Origin of the sequence: Phocaeicola coprocola DSM 17136 (genome assembly GCF_000154845.1) — a bacterium.
GTDB lineage: Bacteria > Bacteroidota > Bacteroidia > Bacteroidales > Bacteroidaceae > Phocaeicola > Phocaeicola coprocola.
In genome coordinates this window covers 1-22268 of record NZ_DS981474.1, presented here as the reverse complement: position 1 = coordinate 22268, position 22268 = coordinate 1, and the positions used below count along the sequence as shown (strand labels likewise).

At 37.3% G+C, this 22268-nt stretch carries 18 protein-coding genes, 1 rRNA gene and 1 pseudogene; 6 read left to right on the top strand and 14 right to left on the bottom strand.

The genetic code is table 11. The features are described from left to right. Positions 1–19: 19 nt before the first annotated feature. The 10 genes from BACCOP_RS09025 to BACCOP_RS08995 form a co-directional block, all read right to left on the bottom strand. Complete coding sequence (locus tag BACCOP_RS09025) at positions 20–1105, bottom strand: SusE domain-containing protein (RefSeq protein WP_007568470.1); 1086 nt, start codon at positions 1103–1105, stop codon at positions 20–22. A 39-nt stretch (positions 1106–1144) separates the two neighbouring features. After that, entirely contained in the window at positions 1145–2746 is a 1602-nt protein-coding gene (locus BACCOP_RS09020) for a RagB/SusD family nutrient uptake outer membrane protein (RefSeq protein ID WP_040311977.1), read from the bottom strand. A 6-nt stretch (positions 2747–2752) separates the two neighbouring features. Then, entirely contained in the window at positions 2753–5743 is a 2991-nt protein-coding gene (locus BACCOP_RS09015; RefSeq protein WP_040311976.1) for a SusC/RagA family TonB-linked outer membrane protein, read from the bottom strand. A gap of 81 nt (positions 5744–5824) precedes the next feature. Continuing rightward, entirely contained in the window at positions 5825–6925 is a 1101-nt protein-coding gene (locus BACCOP_RS09010; protein ID WP_007568462.1) for an ROK family protein, read from the bottom strand. Between the two features lie 45 nt (positions 6926–6970). Continuing rightward, positions 6971–8698 (bottom strand): class I mannose-6-phosphate isomerase, encoded by a 1728-nt coding sequence (locus BACCOP_RS09005; protein ID WP_040311980.1) that lies wholly within the window; start codon positions 8696–8698, stop codon positions 6971–6973. A 399-nt stretch (positions 8699–9097) separates the two neighbouring features. Continuing rightward, positions 9098–9859 carry a hypothetical protein gene (locus tag BACCOP_RS21620; RefSeq protein WP_227994679.1) on the bottom strand — a complete coding sequence of 254 codons (762 nt, stop codon included), beginning with the start codon at positions 9857–9859 and terminating at the stop codon, positions 9098–9100. A gap of 23 nt (positions 9860–9882) precedes the next feature. Continuing rightward, on the bottom strand, positions 9883–10929 hold the full coding sequence (locus BACCOP_RS21615) for a hypothetical protein (RefSeq protein ID WP_007568456.1): 1047 nt from the start codon (positions 10927–10929) through the stop codon (positions 9883–9885). Positions 10930–10974: 45 nt separating this feature from the next. Beyond that, a complete protein-coding gene (locus BACCOP_RS21610; protein WP_227994680.1) occupies positions 10975–11784 on the bottom strand; it encodes a glycoside hydrolase family 38 N-terminal domain-containing protein in 810 nt (269 codons plus the stop codon). A 13-nt stretch (positions 11785–11797) separates the two neighbouring features. Further along, positions 11798–11998 carry a hypothetical protein gene (locus BACCOP_RS21080; RefSeq protein WP_007568452.1) on the bottom strand — a complete coding sequence of 67 codons (201 nt, stop codon included), beginning with the start codon at positions 11996–11998 and terminating at the stop codon, positions 11798–11800. A 64-nt stretch (positions 11999–12062) separates the two neighbouring features. After that, the gene (locus tag BACCOP_RS08995) at positions 12063–14417 is read right to left on the bottom strand and encodes a GH92 family glycosyl hydrolase (RefSeq protein ID WP_227994683.1); all 2355 of its coding nucleotides are present in this window, start codon (positions 14415–14417) and stop codon (positions 12063–12065) included. 209 nt (positions 14418–14626) lie between these two features. On the opposite strand from BACCOP_RS08995, the gene BACCOP_RS08990 reads away from it, so the two are divergent. Next, on the top strand, positions 14627–15355 hold the full coding sequence (locus BACCOP_RS08990; RefSeq protein ID WP_007568448.1) for a GntR family transcriptional regulator: 729 nt from the start codon (positions 14627–14629) through the stop codon (positions 15353–15355). A 236-nt stretch (positions 15356–15591) separates the two neighbouring features. Here the strand turns inward: BACCOP_RS08990 and BACCOP_RS08985 are convergent, their stop codons facing one another. Then, positions 15592–16143 (bottom strand): beta-class carbonic anhydrase, encoded by a 552-nt coding sequence (locus tag BACCOP_RS08985; protein ID WP_007568446.1) that lies wholly within the window; start codon positions 16141–16143, stop codon positions 15592–15594. A gap of 416 nt (positions 16144–16559) precedes the next feature. Then, entirely contained in the window at positions 16560–17984 is a 1425-nt protein-coding gene (locus BACCOP_RS08980) for an ATP-dependent DNA helicase (protein WP_007568444.1), read from the bottom strand. A gap of 96 nt (positions 17985–18080) precedes the next feature. Between BACCOP_RS08980 and BACCOP_RS08975 the strand changes: the two genes are divergently transcribed. The 3 genes from BACCOP_RS08975 to BACCOP_RS08965 are packed head-to-tail and all read left to right on the top strand — an operon-like array spanning position 18081 to position 20119. Then, complete coding sequence (locus tag BACCOP_RS08975; RefSeq protein ID WP_007568442.1) at positions 18081–18767, top strand: hypothetical protein; 687 nt, start codon at positions 18081–18083, stop codon at positions 18765–18767. Positions 18768–18773: 6 nt separating this feature from the next. After that, positions 18774–19598 (top strand): DUF3822 family protein, encoded by an 825-nt coding sequence (locus BACCOP_RS08970; RefSeq protein ID WP_007568440.1) that lies wholly within the window; start codon positions 18774–18776, stop codon positions 19596–19598. Continuing rightward, the gene (locus BACCOP_RS08965; protein WP_007568438.1) at positions 19589–20119 is read left to right on the top strand and encodes an RsmD family RNA methyltransferase; all 531 of its coding nucleotides are present in this window, start codon (positions 19589–19591) and stop codon (positions 20117–20119) included. Before BACCOP_RS08970 ends, BACCOP_RS08965 begins: the two co-directional genes overlap by 10 nt. 123 nt (positions 20120–20242) lie before the next feature. Here the strand turns inward: BACCOP_RS08965 and cls are convergent, their stop codons facing one another. Beyond that, entirely contained in the window at positions 20243–21676 is a 1434-nt protein-coding gene (gene cls, locus BACCOP_RS08960; protein WP_007568436.1) for a cardiolipin synthase, read from the bottom strand. Positions 21677–21783: 107 nt separating this feature from the next. Between cls and BACCOP_RS20445 the strand changes: the two are divergent. Beyond that, a pseudogene (locus tag BACCOP_RS20445) lies at positions 21784–21894 on the top strand (amidohydrolase family protein); the annotation flags it as partial. Positions 21895–21971: 77 nt separating this feature from the next. Here BACCOP_RS20445 and rrf read toward each other — a convergent pair. Further along, a 5S ribosomal RNA gene (gene rrf / locus BACCOP_RS08955) occupies positions 21972–22080 on the bottom strand. A gap of 16 nt (positions 22081–22096) precedes the next feature. Here rrf and BACCOP_RS20440 point away from each other — a divergent pair. Next, positions 22097–22255 (top strand): hypothetical protein, encoded by a 159-nt coding sequence (locus BACCOP_RS20440; protein WP_007568433.1) that lies wholly within the window; start codon positions 22097–22099, stop codon positions 22253–22255. Positions 22256–22268 lie beyond the last annotated feature (13 nt).

Genomic DNA, 22268 nt, shown 5'->3' with positions numbered 1-22268 from the left:
TATAATCGTATTTTATCTATTATTTCACATCAGAGAACGAATGAATCATCATATTATTTGCATTTGTTTCAATCGTTACAGTACAAGTTTTCTTATTCAAAGAATGACTCATTTTCCACAGATGATCCCACTGGCTCCATGCAAACTCATGTAATTCATAGAAAGTTGCAGGTTCACTCTCACCAGGTTGTTCAGCCGAGACATTATCTCCTCTTCCCCAACAAACATCGGCACCATTTATTGTTGATATAAAATAGTAACGTTCTTCAACCCATGTAAGCCAAGAAGGAGGATTTGTAGTAGGATCATTAGGATCTACAAATTTGATATTGACATTTTCTTTCTTAAAGGATCCATTACCAACATACTGCATATCTGCTATTACGTCAAAAGTTGCTCCCCAGATCATTCTCACTCCCGAGATAATATCTTTAGAAATAGTTTTAGCATTAAAATTCAGTGTTAATCTAACAACATTTTCTTCCGCTTCAACGTTATAGGCCTCATCGCCTTCTATTAATCTTCCAGAACTGTCAACTGTATAGTTTACACCATCCTCTAAAGCATCAGTAAAATAAATATTTCCAGAGCTCAGCTTCGTATAGATAACAAAAATACCATCACTCTCTTTACGGAAAGGAACAGGAGCTGTTCCCTGGTTTTCTGTAGCTGACCCCAACAGATATAATTGTTCTGGGATTTCTTCTGCCGGACGTGTTATCAGTATTTCTCCACATTCTTGTGAACGTCTGACTACTCCTCCACGAGAAGCTTCCACTGTCCATTTCACTTTACCTGTTTCAGCAGTCTTCAATCCAGCTTCGCGAGCAATTTTATTCAATATAACATGAGTTAATGTAAGCTGGCGGGTAGCACCAAAATCACTTTGAGAAGTATATATGGGTTCAGAGAAGTTCCCATCTCCTTTATCAAACAGCACAGAATATAATAAAACTCCGCCATCATTAGCACCTCCATTCCATGTTAACACGATATTTTCAGAAGATTGTAAATCAATAGCAACCTCTTCTGGTCCAGACAGTTCTGTAGGCAAAGTAAAACTTTCATCGAGCTTATAATCTTCAGAACATCCAGTCAAAAACAATATTGACAATAAAAAAAATATATATCGTTTTCATATTTATCACCAATTAGGATTTTGTGTCAAATTATGATTTAAATCTCTTTCACTCTGAGGTATAGGCCACAAATAGTGCTTATCTGCATCGAAAACTCTATTTTCAACCCTTACATACCCATCATCTGTACCAACTGCATCACCGGTATAAATACCGTGACAATAGCCGTTCATTACCTTATCTGCTATACGCCAACGTACGATATCTTTCAAACGCAAGCCCTCTAATGCAAGCTCAGAGCGACGCTCCCGTCTGATTATTTCTCTCAAATCTGCAGATGCTCCTGGAAATTTCAGAGCCTGTTCATCTGTAAATCCAGCTCTCACACGAAGCGGACGAATTGTTTTATTCCAGTCTGTTTCGGAGAATTCACCTAATTCGACTAAAGCTTCAGCATTCATAAGTAAAACATCAGCATAACGAATCAAAATAATATTCAATCCCGAATACAAATTATCTCTGTACGTTCTATCCCAGTACTTCTTTATATAATACCCAGTTGGTGAACAATTAGAACTAAATCCGTAACCATCTGGATTGCTTCCCTTGTCACAATTGATAACTTGTGTCGTTCCATCTGGCAAAATATAACTATTTCCCGTATAGCAGATTGTAGCAGCCAAACGTGGGTCACGATGTTCAAAAGGTTTAGCTGGATCATAATTAGCACCAGCTTCATCTATAGCCTTGCCATTGTCTGTTATATATGACTGTACAAGTTCATTTAAAGGAGCAAGTTGAGCATAGCCTTTTAAAGTCGGAGGCAAGAACTGATATTGAGTTTGATGCTCACGGTCCGGCGACAGATATTGCAGATCTAAAATTACCTCTTCATTATTTTCATTAGCAACTTCAAACAAACCACTATAGCTATTAAACAAGTTAAAACCACCTTGAGTCATTATAGTAGAAGTTACATTCTTAAGTTCTTCCCAACGGCCTTCGAAAAGTAATATACGTGCTTTTAAAGCCATAGCAGCCCATTTGGTAATACGTCCTTTATCTTCGCTAGAACTATAAGAAGCCGGTAAATAATCATTATCGATAATCTGATCTAGTTCTCCTAAAATATTTGCTATAATTTCAGTTTTACTGGTTCTAGGAAGCTGTTGAGATTCTTCAATTGTTATAACATTAGTAAAATAGGGTACATCACCAAAACGAGAATACAACTCAAAATAATGAAAAGCCCGAATTACCATAGCTTCAGCACAATATCTGTTCCGAAGTTCCTCACTCAATCCAGGAACTTTATCAATATTGTTCAGTAATTGATTACATACACGGATTCCTGCATAACGACTATCCCAGACAGATTCTACATAAGGATAAGCAGTAGAATAGCTACCATTTCCTATAGACTGATTAAACCCTGTTTGTACTTTTGTATATGCATTATCTGTCATAGCATCGGCATACAATACCTCCTCCGCACTATACAAGGTAGGATAACATGCGTTTAATGCATATAAAGCAGAACCCTCTTTTTCCCAAAAACTTAAATCAGTTTCTCTGTCGTATGGTTCTGTGTCAAGAGGAACACATGCTACAACAGAATTAAGAAGTATTCCTCCTACTATATATTTCATCATACTAAATGTTCTCATAGCTTATTAAAATTTAATGTTTAATCCCATAGATATTACGCGAGAAACAGGATAAATACGTCCTCCACCATCAGTAGTTTCAGGATCCCATCCGCCTTTTATATGACTTAATGTAAATAAATTCTGACCACTCAGATAAATTCTTAAATTTTTCACATATACTTTTCTCATCCATTTTTGCGGGAAAGTATAACCAATCTGAGCATTTTTCAATCGTAAATAAGAGCCATCTTGAATCCAGAAATTAGATTTAGCAGCATTGTTAGCAGACTCTGCACCTACAGTTAAACGTGGATAAGAAGCATCCGGATTATTCGGAGTCCAGCGATCTAAATGAAAGTCAAAAACTGGTCCTTCATTATTATTATGAAAAGCTTCTACAGATTCACCACGTAACCAAACATTGCGTCGACCTACACCTTGCCAAAACATTGAAAAATCGAAACCTTTCCAAGTAAATCCATAACTAAATCCATAAGTATAATGAGGGAAATTATCTCCAAGTATAAAACGGTCGTCACTTTCTTTCACCAAGCCGTCGTTATTTTTATCAACATAACGCAGATCTCCAGGTTTTGGAGTTATCCCATCCAACCAAGGTCCCTGTGCAACCTCTTCATCATTTTGGAATATACCGTTAACTCTATAAGCATAATAAGAATTAATAGGATATCCTTCTTTGATAATTGTATTAACATCGGCCCCATTAATCCATTCAACACCACGAGTATCTATTACCTCATTAGCAGCATCAGAAACATTTCCTGAAACAAAATGTTCTACCTGCCCAGTCTTGAATCGGTAATTCATATTTAATTCCCAACCGCGATTTCTCACTTTTCCAGCATTCTGGACAGGGCTACCTCCACCAAACATACCTGGAACGGGTAAACCTATTAGAATGTCACGAGTTACATTATTAAAGAAATCAGCTGTAATATTCAATGAATTATTAAGGAATCCAACATCTATACCCAAATCGAACATTGCAGTTGTTTCCCATTTTATATCGGTATTAACAGCTGCAAACGAGGCCCCGTTTACTATTGTATTTCCAAAATTATATTTAGGAGAAACTGTTACAGATGATAAATATTGATAGTTATCAATTCTGTTATTTCCAACTAATCCCCATGAAGTTCTTAACTTTAAAGAAGAAACATGTTCTTTTAGTTTCTCGAAAAATCTTTCTTCTGAAACTCTCCATCCCAAAGAGAACGAGGGGAAAAGAGCTGAACGATTACCCTTTGCAAATTTTGAAGAAGCATCATTACGTAAATTTGCTTCAAATAAATACTTCTCATCATAATTATAATTGAGACGTGCAAATTCCGAATAAATAGACCAGTCACTTCCGCTTCCTGAATTTCCAACATTAGAAGTCTGAGTACCAACCATTATATCAAAATCAGATGTTTCTGTCACACGATATGTATCATATCCTTTGTCACTACCTCCTTCATAAGAATATCCGACCATTGCACCTACCGTATGCTTACCAAACGACTTATCATAAGTCAACATCACGTTAGTTGTAAGATTCAATGAACGAGCAAACTGTTCTGTCATACGATTTTCTGTATCACCAGAAGCAGGAGCTTCAATTGCTTTTCTATTTTCATGAGTACGATTGTTATACAACTGCCCACCAATCATTCCTTTCAATTTTAGTCCATCCCAAATCTTCAACTCAGCATTAAGTGTTGCAGATACATCATCATTAGAGTTCTGACGATAACCTCCTTGTTCCAGTCTGGCTAAAGCATTCGAATTACTACCACTAGGATAAGTATATGCTCCATTTTCATCTTTAATCGGATAAATAGAAGGCATACGAGTTGCTTGCTCTATAATCCATTCTGTCCAATAAGCATGATCTTTAACTTCATTACGAGCATATGCAACGGTTGTGCTGAAATTAAAACGCTCTGAAACTTTATGACTCAAATTTAAACGTCCATTATATCTTTGTTGACCATAATCCGGTCCTTTAAACATACTATTTTGATCCATATACCCTAATGAAACCAAAAAAGTTGTTTTATCATTGCCACCTGAAAAAGATAAATTGTGGCTTTGTTGAGGAGAATTTTTCTTATAAAGTTCTTCAATCCATTTACAATTAGGACCACCGTTACGATAATATGCAATCTGCTCTGGAGTAAAAGCCGCAGGCTGTCCAGAATTTACCAATGCTTCATTTCGCATTTCTGCATATACCCATGAATCAACGACTTTCGGTAAACAAGTAGGAGACTGCCATCCATACTGCATTTCATAAGTTACTTCATTTTTTTGTGCAGAACCTTTTTTAGTTGTTATCAAAATAACACCATTTGACGCACGAGAACCATAGATAGCTGTAGATGAAGCATCTTTTAATACTGAAATATTTTCAATATCTGAAGGATTTACATTTTGAATATCACCAATAATTCCATCAATCAGAACCATCGGGTCATTATTATTCATCGTATTTAATCCACGAATATTAATACTAGGACGTGCACCTGGAGCTGAGTTAGACTGCTGAATTACTAATCCGGAAGTTGTTCCTTGCAAAGCTTCAACAATATTCGTAACAGGTTTTCCTTGAATATCAGATGTTGAAACAGAAGCAACAGCTCCTGTAAGATTTACTTTTTTCTGTGTACCATATCCTACAACTACCAGTTCATCAATCATTTCTGTATTAGATTTTAAAACAATTATCATATCTTTTTTCAAATCTTTTCCAGAAATAATCTGGTCTTTATATCCAACAAATGATATTTGCAGTTTAGAAGAAGAAGTCACTTCCAAAGTAAATTTACCGTCTATATCAGCAATAGTACCTTGTTTAGTGGAAACGTCTAATACACTAGCACCAATCATTGGCTCACCTGACTCATCTTTAACAATACCAGATATGAGTCGTGACTGTTGTTGTGCCAGCATTGGTATGGAAACCAACGAAAGCAACAAACTAGCTACAAAACACATTATTACATGTTTCATAAATTAATTAAAATTTAAAAGTTAATAATTTTAATAGACCAATTAAGATATACCTATTGAAAACTTGTTACCTAAAGAAAACTAAACTTCTAACTGTGATAACGCATATGCATAAGCACCTCGCATGATAGAGCAGCTTGCTCCTTCACGGCTACACATCACTGCAATGCGTTTCGTATTATTATAGGGTACTTTAATTGACGTTCCGGGAATCAAGACCTCACGATGTTGATAATCCAGAAACTTCTTTCTGTCCATTTCATCTTCCCAGTTATAAACTTCCATCTGCAAACATGGGAATTGCTCTCCTGAAAACATTGATAATGTAGCGCGCAGTTCATTTACTAAAGCCGGTAATATATAGTGAGAAGCACCAGCTAGTCCACCACCTATCACTACTAACCCATCTACAATATTCAGTGCAGATGCAATTGCACTTCCAGCCATTTCTCCTAATTCCTGAAAACTAGCTATTGCAGCCTTCTTATCACCTTCCTTTATACCTTCAGCAATTTCATAGATATCTTTAGGAGTCAGATCGGCATCCTGTACTCCTGACAATTCACGATACACTCTTTTAACGGCACGAATACTGACACTTTCTTCTGCAAGCATTGAAGGATACTTCTTGTTACGCATCAGCCAAACGTCCCCTCCACAGCCATTATCTCCTGTCAACAATCTGTTATCTATTACAACCCCAGCTCCAAAGCCAGTACCTAACGTTATTCCCAGTAAATTTTTATATTTCCGGTTATGCCCCATTGCCTCCAATTCTCTATTTACCATAGGAAGAGCTCCAGATAAAGCCTCACCATAAGCAAACAGATTTCCATCATTTTCTATATAAACAGGAATGCCATAATGATGTTGCAAAAATGGGCCAAGAGCTACTCCCTGACGAAAAGAAGGGAAGTTAGGCAAGTTTCCACCTATCACTCCATTTTTATAATCTGCCGGACCTGGGAAGGCAAAGCTGATTGCAACAGGAGGTGTATCCAAGCTTTTAATTACGGCATCAAAACCAGCCACTAAAGTGGCTAGGCATCTATCCAGATTGTCCGAGCAAGAAGGCATACAAACTGGCGAAACAATCTGAATATTGCCCCTGATGGCAGAAAAAACAAAATTAGTTCCTCCTGCATCAAGGGTCAATACTATTCGTTTGTCATTTTCGTACATATTTTTAAGGCTTCTTTAAAGGTTTATTACTCTGTTTTTCTACTATCAGAAGCGTACATAAGCTTTCACTGTCACACACTCCTTACCTTCTGACAAACCATAAGGACGGATAGTATATTCACCTACACAAGCCGGAATAATAAAGGTTTCAGCATAATGTACTACAAATGGCTCGAATGAATGAGTAGGACTTTCTACAATAGCCTCCTCTCCTTCCAATAGATTGAACACATTCACACTATTGTTAGTATGGTGCAATACGGGAACAGAGAAGCGGTGACGACGGGTTTCAATAAACTCATTTTCATGCAAACCGGTACGTTCTTCCATCCAACCTTCACCTTCACCTATCAAGGTCACATGGTTACGAAGTTTTTCATATACATAATCCGTATTTCTATTCCAATTGATGACATGTTTTCCACGTTCTACATTTATTGGACGAGGTTTTCCGTCAAGTCCCAAACGCTGCCAGTCCCAAAGTTTGAAAGTAAACAGATTGGGAGTTGAACTGATTTCAAGTACCATACTGTTTGAACCTGAACAATGGATTGTTCCTCCAGGTATCAAGAAATGGTCATGCTTTTTGGCCGGTATCTTGTTTACGTACTTTTCGGCATCGAATACGATTTCACCACGCTGCGCTCTGCGTAAATCCTCTATCATAGCCTCACGGTCTACCCCATTCTTTACACCTAAATAAACAACTGCATCTTCTTCTGCATCCAGCAGATAGTAGCTTTCGTCCTGTGTATAGTACATACCGAAATTCTCGCGGATAAACTGAGTTGTAGGATGCACCTGCAAACTTAAGTTTCCACCACCTATTGTATCCAAGAAATCGAAACGTATCGGAAAGTCTTTTCCAAAACGTGCTTCAACAGGCTCTCCAAGTAATTCTTTACTTTTCAACAACACCAAATCAACTGAAGGTAATTCAAAGCGTACACCATTTACTTCAAAATAAAGGCTGTTTTCTTCGGGCACACAGTCGAAGCACCAACCGTAATTTTGCTTACTGCGGTCCAAATCACATACCTCCTTCATCCATTGTCCTCCCCATGGCGCCGGATCAAAGAAAGGAACAACACGGAAAGGTTTCGTAGATGTTTTCTCAATACCTTTAAAGAAAGTTTCACGATCAATCATTTTAGGCTGGCCTGCAATATGAGTATCCAACCAAAAATCTACCTTATAAAACAATGAATCTTTATAACGATCGCATACACGCCAATCATTAAAATATCCTCTTTTATATTGGAGCGAAACAGCTTCATTACGATTGTCTATACCTAAAGCTTTTACTTCATGACGACGAAAACGTTGCTGAATTTCCCAACGGGCCATATCCACATACACAAGCGTTGCTTCAGGGGCAACCATATGCGCTCCTGTACCTAACACAATAACAGGCTTATTGCTTTCACTGACTTTTTTTTGTGCAGCCGCCAGCTTTTCACTATCAAAATAATCTGCCAAGCATAAATTGGTTACATAGCCAAACAACACATCATCAGTCATAAAGCGTTCTGTCATTTCAGCTATAACCTTCTCATCTTTATACAATTCATTCACCAGAATAATTTCTGCCGGCTGAAGTAAAGAAAGCTCATCTATAAGTTCTTTTTCATACACCCCAGTATAGCAGTCGACTGCTAATACAGCTTTTTCAGACAATTTAGATGCAAGAACATCACGTATCTCACCCCATCCTTGAAGGATATTCCCATCAATTACCGTAGCAGGATATTTGTCATAATTCGGTTTTCTCATAAATAATTTATTTTTTTGTTCATACATATTATCATTTTGTGCAAATATAAAAAGAATATTTTATAATCAAATAGAATTAATAGAAAAAATTCATCTTATCGAAATAGAATAAAATTATAGAACAGAACTATACGAACGCATACATATTAGATAAATCAATTTAATTATCAATAAATTACGCATAATTAAACTATAATATACCAAAAGTATAAAAAAGAAAGCAGGGAAAATATATTTGTCCATATGTAACATAGAGTGTTCAAACAATACAATAAAACGTGCAATATACATATTCTATATTCTCATAAAATATTCATCTATTATCATTAAAAAGAAACCCGTCATCGGATATAACCGATGACGGGTAAGCTAGTATCAAAAACAGTATTCAAATAAACATTACCAGTATATTTTGATAAATTTACTTTCCCAAGGTTTTAATTTCAAAGCAGCTTGTTCACCTTTAACTGTTTCTCCAACAACATCACATACTTCCACTTTTTTAATATTCACAATATCCGAAGAGAAAGAAAGGTCTACCATTTTACCTCCAATCTCCCTAAGTTGCAACATAACAGCCTTTTCATTTTCAACAGGGGTCATATTTACTAATAAAACATTCCCTGAATTTATTCTCAGAATATTTTTCACCTGATTAGTTCCATCATTTCCTTCTCCAGCAGGTAACACTCTAGTCAGGAAAGGAATTCTATTAGACCACGCAAATTTTGTTGCATATTCCAAAGAAGAATCTTCAGAAGAATTTATAAAATAACTCCATTGCATTTCTCCTACCTGATCTGCATTAAAATTCGTAACCCAATAATTATTCATTGGCCATGAATACATATTAGTAGACTGAGAAACCGCTCCAGCCTGATAACGTCCTGTATTAATTGCTCCGAACTGCATCAGAGGTATCTCCTGACTACACATGACAACTTGTGAGTGACTATTTCGCGCTGTTGCAAAATTCTGCACTGTATACCAATCATTAGACGAACCTTTTATTTGATCAACACCTGCTTCTATATTTCCACCAGGAACATCTAAGAATATTTTTCCATTTTCAATCTGGTAAGGGAAAGAAACATATACTGCTTCCGGATTGATTACAGATTTTTTACGCAAACGATAAAGTACTTCTATTTTTTTCTCCACATTGTATATACGGAACTCCACCATTAAATTATCTTCACCAATGCCGGCAGAAGTAGTTGCACGGAAGCGATAAGTATCCCATATTTCTCCTTTTTCAAACTGTTCAAAACGGATTTTTTTTCCGGACTACGACGTAAAAACTGAGGAGCCTGATATTTCTCCATAGGATGACGGCTGTCTATGATTTCATAAACAAACTCACCCAATTCCCACTTTGCATCATCTGTCAGCAAGGAACAATTAAGTTCTTTGTCGAATAAATGTTTAATTGTTCCACGCTGCAAATTAAAATCAACCGCATACCAATCATTTTCTATATGTGTATCGGCTAATTGTATTGTCCGTTCAATTACAGGACGAGGAGCATCTTTTACTTTAATAAAATAACGTTCGCAACCTAAAGCTGGAACATTTCGCACATACAGATACCAATATGTACCATCAGAACGAACTTCTCCTGCCTGAGCCGGAACCTTATTACCAGCAGCGTCTACAATTTCAAAATCTTTTTCTTTCGGTAGTATCTGGTGATCAATATACACCTTAGCGACTCCACTATAATCCCAGTTTAAAGTATTAAAAACAGCAACAGACGGAAGCTTCGCCTTAGGAGTAAATGACTGAAGTAACCCCATAACAGTTTCTCCCAACAATCCAGTATACCGATATGCTTCCCATGCATACGATTGCTTTAACGAACGCTGTTCCCATGTTTCCAATCCATAAGGATTACGTACACTCTCACTATGTCCAAACGTATGTTCATCATAAAACAGCAAAGCATTATTAATTCCTGCAATCTGCTTATTTATATCAGTAGGCAATTCTGCTCCCAACATTTTGGCAAAAGATAAACCTACCTGATTAGCAATCACATTTGAGTGAGTGATACGAGATGCAGCAGCCTCACGAGCACCAGAAGCAAAACCGTCCGTCCACCAGTCGGGCCATGCCCCACGAATTGTCTGAATTTTATCCGCATACTGTGTTTCCACCGTTTTTATAAACTCTGTGGCAACAGCCGTTCTCAATTTAGGCCATTCATACTTTTCATTCCAACGCTTTACCATTTCACAGCTTTTGGTTGAAGGAGGTGCATTGTCTGTAAAATATCCTTAATGTTGAGCTGCACAAATATCATACGGGTAATGTTTATCTTCTAATTGCTTCAGATACTCCAACACCTTAGTTTCAAACGACTCAAAATCGTCATTGTGAATTCCGAAAAAGTTTCCCTGATTATAATGTTCTGCACGATAAGCCAGCATTTTCTTTCCTGAAGGAGATTCCCACCAAAATACGGTCGGCTTATCAAAACAAATCAGAGCACGATGTCCATGGGTACCCATATTCAAATATTTCACTCCCGCATCAGCAAAATATTCACTAAAGCACCAACCGATACCATTTACATCATCTTGCATCGCCAACTCCGCACGCATTCCATGCTGACGGAACTGCTTAAGAGGAGCCAATGATGCAGCCAAAGTTTGCTCATCTGGCAATTCGTCAAAATTAAGATACATCGTAGCAAACTCGATACGCCCCTCTTTGACTCTTTGTTTCAAGCGCGCAATCTGCTCCGCCGGACGGCATTTTAAATATTCGCTGACAGCCCATGAAATTTCACAAGTCCAACGAAACTTTGCCGGCTCCGGATAATTATCGGTAGCGTCACAATAATCCAGTGCATAATCAATATAACGTAAATGTTCCGTCAATATTTCCATTTGAGAACGGGTATAGCCAATGTCTGTGTGTGTATGTTGCACCAGATTCATTTGCCAATGACGGACCGGATTTATCTTTATAGGTTCAGTATAAAGTATTTCCCTACCTTGCTTCACAGTCAATACATCTTCCTGTGCTTGACTTACCTCTGGAATTTCTATATAAAAATTATTCTCTCCGGAATGTAATTTCACCTTTTTAGTAACTTCACCCAACTTGAAGAACTATAGGCTCAACATCACCTTCATGCACAATGTTTATCCAAACTCGCTGCTGTAAACCACTATCCGACTTATATAAAGCCGGAAGAGATGTGATTTCCACATTTTTTATCACTAAAGATGCTATTGCTGGAACAGACATTCCCAACCATATCACACCTGCTCCTAATAATCGTCTTATATTCATATAAATACTATTTTATCAGTTTACTTTTTCACAAGCAAACACTATTAAATTTAAGCGATGGTTTTTAATAATTATCCTTTGGAGAATTCCCCATCTGAATATCCAAACGTCCACCTTTTACAATTTCAGAGAATGGGATACGAGGTTCGTGCAACTGTTGTCCATTTAAAGAATATTGCTGCACATAAGAAGTTCCCTTTTCATTCCCTGAAGTCGTGATAACGAACTCTTTTCCTGAATAATATTTATCGCTTAAACGAATAGTTACTTTATCAAACAGAGGAGCTCCCAGAGCAAAAGAAGGATTCTCATCCGTCAGTCCTTTCACATCAAACAGTCCAATAGATGAAATCACATACCACGCTCCTAGTTGTCCCTGATCTTCATCCTGACCATATCCATATCCATGAATACCATCTGTGCCATAAAATTCATTCAAGATTGCACGAACCCATTTCTGTGTCAGCGACGGGCGACCAGATTCATTAAAAAGCCACGAGATATGTAAGCAAGGCTGATTACCCTGATTATATAAAGTTTGTAATCCTGCAAAAGCACCGACTTCTGTTCCACCACTAAAAATCTTCTTTTGAGAAATCGTAAAGATACTGTCCAGACGTAGATTAAATTCATCTGCACCCATTTTAGCCACCAAGCTTTTTACATCGTGCGGCACATAAAAAGTATATTGCCAAGCATTGCCTTCCTGAAAACCTCGCCAAACCTGCATAGGGTCAAAATTATCTACAAATTTTCCATCTGCTTTTTTCGGACGAATAAAATTGCATGAAGAGTCATAAAGGCGTTCCCATCCTTTTGACAAATCCATCAGCTGACTATAGTGAGCTTCATCACCTAACTGCTTAGCCCACTGTGCAACAGCCCAGGCACTATAAGAATACTCCAACGTATGTGATGCTGAAAACATAAAGGTTTCATGATAGCCTTCACCTGTATCCTGATGAGGAACATATCCATACTTGACAAACTCTGTCGTATTTACTTTTCCTGCTCCAAAAGGTCTGTTCTTACCTTCCAACTCATTTTTTAGACATGCTTCATAAGCTGTTTTCGTATCAAAGTCACGAATTCCACATTCATAAGCGCCAGCTATAATCGTACTCAACAAATTAGTTCCTACACCAGAAACATAACGGTTATTAGCCAATCCATCAGCAAGCCAACCAGCATCTTTATATGCCTGCAAATGGCTGCTTATATATTCTGACATATATTCCGGATAAGCCAATATCCACAGCTGAGACAAGTTCCATTGGGCTCCCCATGCGGCATCTGTATTATAAATATTATATAAAGGAGTACCTTCCTTCATAGGTAACTGCCCCACAGAACCATCATTCCGAGGATAAGCTCCATTTACATCGCTTGCCAAACCACGCCCCAACAAGGCGTGATAAAGTCCGGTATAGAACTTCACTTTATCTTCCCTACATTCCGTTTCAACCCGTATGCGTCCTAAATAGTCCTCCCAAGTAGCTTGTGCACGTTCTTTAGCACGATCAAAGTCTAAATCTGAAGCTTCTTGCTGTAAATTTAACCTGGCATTTTCGACTGAAGTATATGATAAGCCTATCTTAGCTGTTACGATTTCCTGATTTTCTGAAGCAAAAGAAAAATACATGCCAGCTCCTACACCTTTTGACTCACGAACACCTGACTGTTGGACATTTCCATTATATGCACCATAATCGAGCGGTTCTTTGTCAAGTACAGCGGAAAAATACAAAGGTACAACTGCTCCTGGCTGGTATTTCTTTACATATTCAGGCTCTGTTATCACCCATCCTTCAACTGTTCCATCCTGATTATAAACTACATAAGCATCCTTAACAGCTCCACTTTCTCCCTGCCGATTACCTATATTAAATAATATATGTTTTTCCTGACCTTGCGGGAAAGTAAAGCGTTGAAAAGCAACACGCTCTGTAGCTGTCAGCTCTGCCTGAATCTGATAATCATCCAACAGTACTGAATAATATCCTGGCTTAACCACCTCATTTTCATGACTGAAACGAGAACGATATCCCGTCTTAATAGTATCAGAAGGCAATCCTGGCACAGTAAGCAGTTCTCCGACAGTTGGCATCAACGATATTCCTCCAATCTGAAACTCATGCAAACAAGGAAAACCTTCAATAGTGTTATCACGATAATCATATCCAGTAGCCTCCCAACCGGACTTATTTCCAAGACTACCATTAGTAGAAGGAGCAGGTTTTGCCATACCGAATGGCATTGCTCCAGGTGCAAAATGAAACCAACGACAATGAGCCGTACCAATACGTGGCTCTACATACTGAGATAAATTTTCTACAACGGTGTTTTCTTCATTTTTGCAAGAAAAAAATGAAAATACCCCCAAAAACAAAAGAAAAACTTTTTTCAAACTAATGTTCATGTGTCTATTCATTTATTAAATTTAATTGCCTACAAATTGATTTTTCTCATAATCTCAACCTTAATTAAGGTTCATAAGGCTACTAGAAATTACATACTTGTTCATACATAACATATATTGTGCAAATATATAAATAAGATTTTACATCCAACAATAGTTTAAGAAGTTTTTTTCTATTATATTTGCAGAAGAATAAAACTATCGCACATATGAAATTAGATCATGCCAGCAGCAAACCCTTGCATGTGCAAGCTGAAGAGATACTTCGAAAGCTTATTGAATCAGAGGAGTATAAAAATGGGAAATTTCTTCCTAACGAAGTTGATTTATCCGAAAGATTAAATATTTCGCGCAATACACTCAGACAAGCTATCAATAAATTGGTATTTGAAGGTTTGTTGATACGCAAAAAAGGTGTTGGCACAAAAGTTGCTCAAAAAGGCATAGTAGGCGGAGTAAAAAATTGGTTGAGCTTTTCACAAGAGATGAAGATGCTCGGTATCGAAATACGTAATTTTGAACTTCATATCAGTTGGAAAAAACCATCAGAAGAAATTTGTAATTTCTTCAATATTGATCCTGAGCATGCAGTAAAATGTATTGTACTAGAAAGAGTAAGAGGAAAGAAAGAATATCCTTTCGTATATTTCATTTCTTATTTTAATCCTAAAATACCACTTACAGGAGAAGAGGATTTTACACGTCCTCTATATGAGTTACTGGAAAAAGATTATGGCATTATTGTAAAAACCAGCAAAGAAAAAATATCTGCAAGTCTGGCAGGAGAACGCATAGCTGAAAAACTCGATATAAAAACAACAGATCCAATACTAATTCGTGAACGCTTTGTATATGACGTCAATCAAGTACCTATAGAATATAACATAGGTTACTATCGCGCAGACAGTTTCACTTATACAATAGAAGCAGAACGGTAATTTTACAGTTACCAACACTATAGTCTTCTAAAATTACGTTCTGGAAAGTAATTTTTAGCTGAATATCAAGACACCCTATTAATACAAATAGCCGTATCATTAATTTGATGCGGCTATTTCTTTATTTGAGAATTACGGGCTAAACTCCCAATAATCATTTTAGTATATCCTTCTCTTTATCTCAAACGCTAATATTTCTTTATACCTATGATTGATATAGGAAAAAGCCAGACTCTTTAATCAATATTCTTAAACTCAGTCAACTCTCCAGTCTGCGAATCAATGATAAATCCACGGACAGTGACATCCTTAGGTACTAGTGGATGATGCTTCACCAAATGAACACTTCCTCTGACAGACTGTTCCACATTATCGAAGCCACTCAACCAAGAATGTAAATCAACATTGCAATACTGCATCATTTCCAATTGTTCATCAGTTACCCCGTGTTCCTTAATATGCCGGAGCATTACCTTACTATCCATGTGCTGTGCACCACAATCTGTATGCCCAATTATCATCACCTCTTCTACCCCAAGTTCATAAATACCCACCAGCAAACTACGCATTACACTTCCAAAGGGATGAGTTATCGTACCTCCAGCATTTTTTATCATTTTTACATCACCATTTTTCAATCCAAGAGCAGCCGGAATCAATTCAACCAAACGGGTATCCATACAAGTGACAATAGCAATCTTTTTGTCAGGATATTTATTCGTTAAATACTTTTCGTAACCTTTTTTCCCCACAAATGCACGATTGTATTCTAATAGTTCGTCTATCATAATTTTTATTTTATACTGTTGTATTGCAAAAATAACGAAAAAACTCCCAGAAAGAAGGCGGAAAAGTTAGAAAATTTATACAAAGTCTTCCATTATATCACCAAGACATTTTCCATAAGATTTCATCCTATTTTTTAGGGATTATGGGAAACACTTATTAGCATACTGTCAAACAAATCATTATCTCCCAAATATCAGGAATAAAAATTCAATATAAGATTTTCAGATTACATCACTTAGTAGATGCATTATAGTTAAACACTGCCATAAAAGGCAGTATTTGCAAAAATCCTAGAAACCATCAACGTACAAATTACTCCACACAACTCTTAAAGAACTCACAGCTCTTATTTATCCAAAAACTCAGTGCAAAACAAATATATATAGAACTCAAGACCCATCGTAATATAATCAAACTACTCTTCTTCAATCTGCTCTTTGGGCCAATTCACTAAATAAAGAATGTCGGTTGCACGAGTAAAGGCTGTATATAGCCAACGAAAATAATCTGGAGTAAGCATTTCTTCCGTCATATAACCCTGATCAATAAATACACGCTGCCACTGCCCTCCTTGTGCCTTATGACAAGTTACAGCATAAGCATATTTTACTTGAAGTGCATTATACCACGGATCTTCCTTTATTTTTTTCATCCGTTCACGCTTAACGCTTATATCACTATAATCCTCAAGCACTGCATGAAACAGACAGTCGCTCTGTTCTTTTGTCAAGGCAGGAGAGTCAGAATGCAAGGTGTCTAATAAAATCTTTACTTCCAGTTCTAAATCTCCATAATCTGGAAAACATAAAACAACATCAGCAAAACGAAAACCATACATTTCACGAATCCGACGAACACGACGAACAACAGCAATATCCCCATTCGCTATAAAATCCAACTCTTTACACTCCGTCCCCCAATAATAATTATTTTTAGCCACCATCAACAAATCCCCTGTGTTCAGTTCATCTTCCCTATATAATATGGTATTACGTATCCCTTTATTATACAAATTAGCACGTTTGTTCGAACGACAGATAATCATCGTTTCGTCCATTCCCACTTTATCATAGCACTCATTTATAGCATCAATCAACTCTCCTCCAGAAATAGTTTTTATATCAGAAAATCCTTTTAGCCTGATCTGGGGCAAAGAAAAATACTCTTCTTCGGCTATACACCGACGAAGCAATGTTGCATTATACAATATTCCAGAATCTTGTCCCTGGCGTACTACCGTTGTCAGACAATGTTCCATAACCTCAAGGCCATATCCTTCGAGCATAGGTACAGACAATGCAGGGCTTTCCTCTTCACCTACCGGAGGCAGCTGTGCTGTATCTCCTATCAGCATTAGCCGGCATCCCTCTCCTGAATAAACATATTGTATCAAATCATCCAACAAACGTCCGGATCCGAACATGCCCCCTGAAAGTCCCTCATTGGCAATCATAGAAGCTTCATCTACAATAAACAAAGTATGCTGATGCAGATTGGAATTTATAACAAAGTTATCCAGTTCATTAGAAAAGCTACGCTGACGATAAATCTTACGATGAACAGTATATGCAGAATGCCCAGCATAATGAGAAAAGACTTTAGCAGCCCTACCGGTAGGAGCCAATAATACACACTTCTGTTTCAACTGGTCAAGCGTCTTTACCAACGCGCTGATTAAAGCAGTTTTACCTGTTCCAGCATAGCCCTTCAGCAAGAAAATAGTATCGCTTTTCGGAGAAAATAAGAAATTTATAAAAGATTCAATAGTAATTTCTTGCTCACTTGTTGGTTTATAGAAAAAATTTCGTTTAATTTGCTGCGATAAATCATTATTTAACATAAATATCCTATAAAAAGTTCATATAACTTTGACGTGGTTCAAGTTATTTATTTTATTTTTGCGCTACGAATATAAACTAAAAAAACAAATATTATCATGAAAACAGTTATTAATCTTGTGTTAGCTGCCTGTGCCGTTGTTTTGGTATACATCTGCTACGGTAGTATTATGGGTCCTATCAATTTCGACAAAGAGAAAAAAGTCCGCGAAGACGCTATTATTGCACGCTTAATCGATATCCGTAAAGCACAGCAGGAATATCGTACAGTACATGCTGGTGCATATACTGCAAGTTTCGATTCTCTTATCGACTTCGTAAAAACAGCAAAATTACCGTTCATTATGAAAGTTGGTGCTTTGACTGACGATCAGTTGAACAACGGTATGACTGAAAAGAAGGCAATGGAATTGATAAACAAAGCTAAAAAGACTGGTAACTGGAGCGAAGTAGAAAAAGCTGGTTTACAGAACTTCCGTCGTGATACTATGTGGGTAGCTGTAATGGATACAATTTTCAGCAAAGGATTTAATCCTGACTCATTGTCTTTCGTTCCTTATGGAAACGGAGCTAAATTCGAAATGGCAATCCGCAAAGATACTACTAAGTCTGGTGCACCATTGAACTTGTTCCAGGCTCAAGTTTCTTATGATGTATATCTGAGCGACTTGAACAGACAAGAATTAATCAACTTGAAAGATACTCAGGAAAAACTTGGCAAATATTGCGGTTTGAGAGTTGGTGATATCGAACAGCCTAATAACAACGCTGGTAACTGGGAATAATTATTTATGACCAACGGTAATATTGATTTTACAAAATCAAGCCAATATACATTATCCATCCGTCTTAGTACGGATGGATTTTCTTTTTCTGTCTATAACCCTTTAGAAGAATGTGATTTCTATTTTCAGACATTCGCTGTCAATACTCAACAGTCGATGGCTGCAAATGTTAAAGCTTTTCTAGCTCAAACAGCAGAGTTGAAATACACATATCGCCAGGTCAATATTCTTATTCATACTGCCCGTTATACCTCTGTCCCATTAGAATTATTCGAAGACGAGCAGATGGAAACTATCTTCTATCAAAACTTCCGCAAACAGAATAATGAAATAATACTATGCAACGTATTAGGAAAGAGCAATTTAGTCATTCTGTTTACGATAGACAAGTTAACACATTTGTTTCTGTCAGAACAACTTCCTAATGCCCGTTTTTTCTCTACAATAAGTCCACAAATAGAATATCTTACAAATCGTAGTAAACTGGGCAACAACAAGAAATTATATGCCAATATTCATGGGAATAGTATGGATACATTTGCCTTGGATAAGGGCAGATTACAATTGGCAAATTCTTATACAATAAACAATACTGGTGATTGCAGTTACTATTTGCTGAACATATGGAAACAATTAGGGTATGATCAGGAACATGATGAATTACATCTTACGGGAGACAATGTAGCTTATCGTCAGCAAGTACAAAACCAGCTTAAAGAATATCTTCGACGAATCTTTATTATTAATCCTCAAGCGGAATTCAATACGTCACACACTTCACGTATAGAAGATATTCCGTTTGACATACAAGCTTTACTTATATGCGAGTAATCAGTGGCATTTACAAACGGCGCCGCTTTGATGTCCCTCATACTTTCAAAGCTCGTCCGACAACCGATTTTGCAAAAGAAAATCTTTTCAATGTATTAAACAATTATATTGATTTTGAGGGAACGACAGTACTCGACCTTTTTGCCGGTACAGGTAGTATCAGTATAGAACTTGTTTCTCGCGGATGCGAACGCGTTATTTCAGTAGAGAAAGATCCACAGCATCATGCCTTCATTTGCAAAGTAATGAATGAAGTAAAAACAGACAAATGTCTTCCTCTTCGTGGAGATGTATTTAAATACATAGAGAGATGCAATGAACAGTTCGATTTCATATTTGCAGATCCTCCATATGCTTTAAAAGAGCTGATAACAATACCTGATAAAATTTTTGAGTATAATCTATTGAAAGAAGACGGAATCTTCGTTCTGGAGCATGGAAAAGACCAAAATTTCGAGAACCATCCGCACTTCATAGAACATCGACATTATGGAAGTGTAAATTTCTCATTCTTCCGTTAATAAATAAAGAATATACAAACAGCCTTATCATTATCCTGAAAGATGGAACTGATAAGGCTATTTTATGTGAATCACACGAAAAAACTGTGATAGTTTTTAATATCCTGCATTCATCTTACCCTTCTACAATAAAGGCGCTAATAAACGTACAACCGATTCCATTACTTTATTTTTCCACGAACGCTGTTCCCATATTTTACGTGATAACAACAGACAATGTTTTTGATCGTCCAAAAAGACATTTTTCAGCGTTTTTACAGTGTCCTTATCATAAAAAAAGACATTGGCTTCAAAGTTATGCTCAAAACTGCGGAAATCCATATTCGTCGATCCAACCGAAGCAAATTCGTCATCAGAAACCCACAGCTTAGAATGCAAGAAACCTTTCTTATATAAATAGACCTTCACTCCAGCCTTCATAAGCTCATCCAGATATGATAGAGAACCTTTATGCGTTATAAACGTATCAGCACGCTTAGGCAGCATAATACGTACATCTACACCTCCTAAAGCTGCTATCTGAAGAGCAGTCATGACCTCTTCCGTTGGAAGGAAATAGGGAGTTTCAACATAAAAATAATGCCGAGCACTACATACTGCTTTCATCAGCCCTTGCATAATCTCATGCCACTCTCCCACAGGATCGGACGTTACTACTTGTGCAATGGCACTTCCATTATCTTTCATCTTAGGGAAATACTCAGCAGACGTCAACAGAGTTCGGTCAATAGCAAACCAGTCTGTCAAAAAAGCGCTTTGCAAGCCATATACCCCTTTCCCCTCCATACGTACATGTGTATCTCTCCATATGCCCCAAGAGAAGCCTTTTATATATCGCTCTGCAATATTCATTCCTCCGATAAATCCGATACGACCATCAATAATGGCTATTTTCCGATGATTTCGATAATTTACTTTACTGGTGAATCGAGGGAAACGGACCTTTAAAAAGCTTTGCACTTCGATGCCTTCACACAGCATCTGGTCATAAAACATAGAGTCTACCCGCCAACATCCCACATCATCATATAATAAACGGATTTTCACCCCTTGTCTTGCTTTATCAATTAACAGATCACGCAATAAACGTCCAATAGCATCATCTTCAAATATGTAAAACTGTAAATGAATATGGTGCCGTGCCAAACTGATTTCATGCATTAAAGCCTGTAGCATGGAATAGCCATCTGTATAAATACTTACTGTATTTCCACCAAATGCCCATGCATTATTGACACGAGTGAAGAAGGACATTAAATGGCTTTTACCAGTCTGCTCCTTCAACGATTCCTGAGCCTGATATTCAGCTAAAGGACGCTTATTCAACCTAGAATATCCTTTACGGCTAATCAGCCTTTCTTTACGCGTATTTTGCCCGAAAAAGAAATAGAAAACAAGTCCTACTATTGGAAGAAAAAAAAGGACTAAAATCCACGCCATTGTTTTAACAGGATTACGATTATCCAAAATAACAATAAAAATCGTTGCTAATATTACAGCGAAATACAACACATTGAATATTGCCGAGAATAAATCATTGATAACAATCGTATCCATAAGAATCAGGTTTAAAACAAAAATACAAGAAAATCACTTGAAAAGCAAATCCCTAATCCATAGTTTACATTGCTTCGTTTTAAGTCCGTCTCCAGAACATCATAGAAATGGTAAAAAAAGCTGCTATACCTCTTGCGGATGCTGTCCGTATGGCTTCAGAAACTCCGGCAAAGCTAATCGGCATCGACTCGTCGAAGGGCACTCTCCAGAAGGGCAAGAGCCGGCGGCGTTTTTTCTGCCCTCATGCAAAAAAAGAAAGCCCCGCGGCACTTGTGATGCTGCAGGGCTTCTCCCAAGACGGCGACTACCTACTCTCCCACTTGCGCAGTACCATCGGCGTGACGAAGCTTAACTTCTCTGTTCGGAATGGGAAGAGGTGGAACCTTCGTGCCATATTCACGTGAATAACCTTTATGTATTATGACTAATGATTATGCTTTTCTCGCACTGCTCAAGAATCTGAATATTATATATCACGCCTGCTTCCTGACAAAGAAAGCATACGGGCAATTACGCACCGCTCAGCTTTGGTATCTTATACCTTTGTCCTGGTTCCAAGATACACCCTTCGGCTTTTAACTACCTTGAAAAA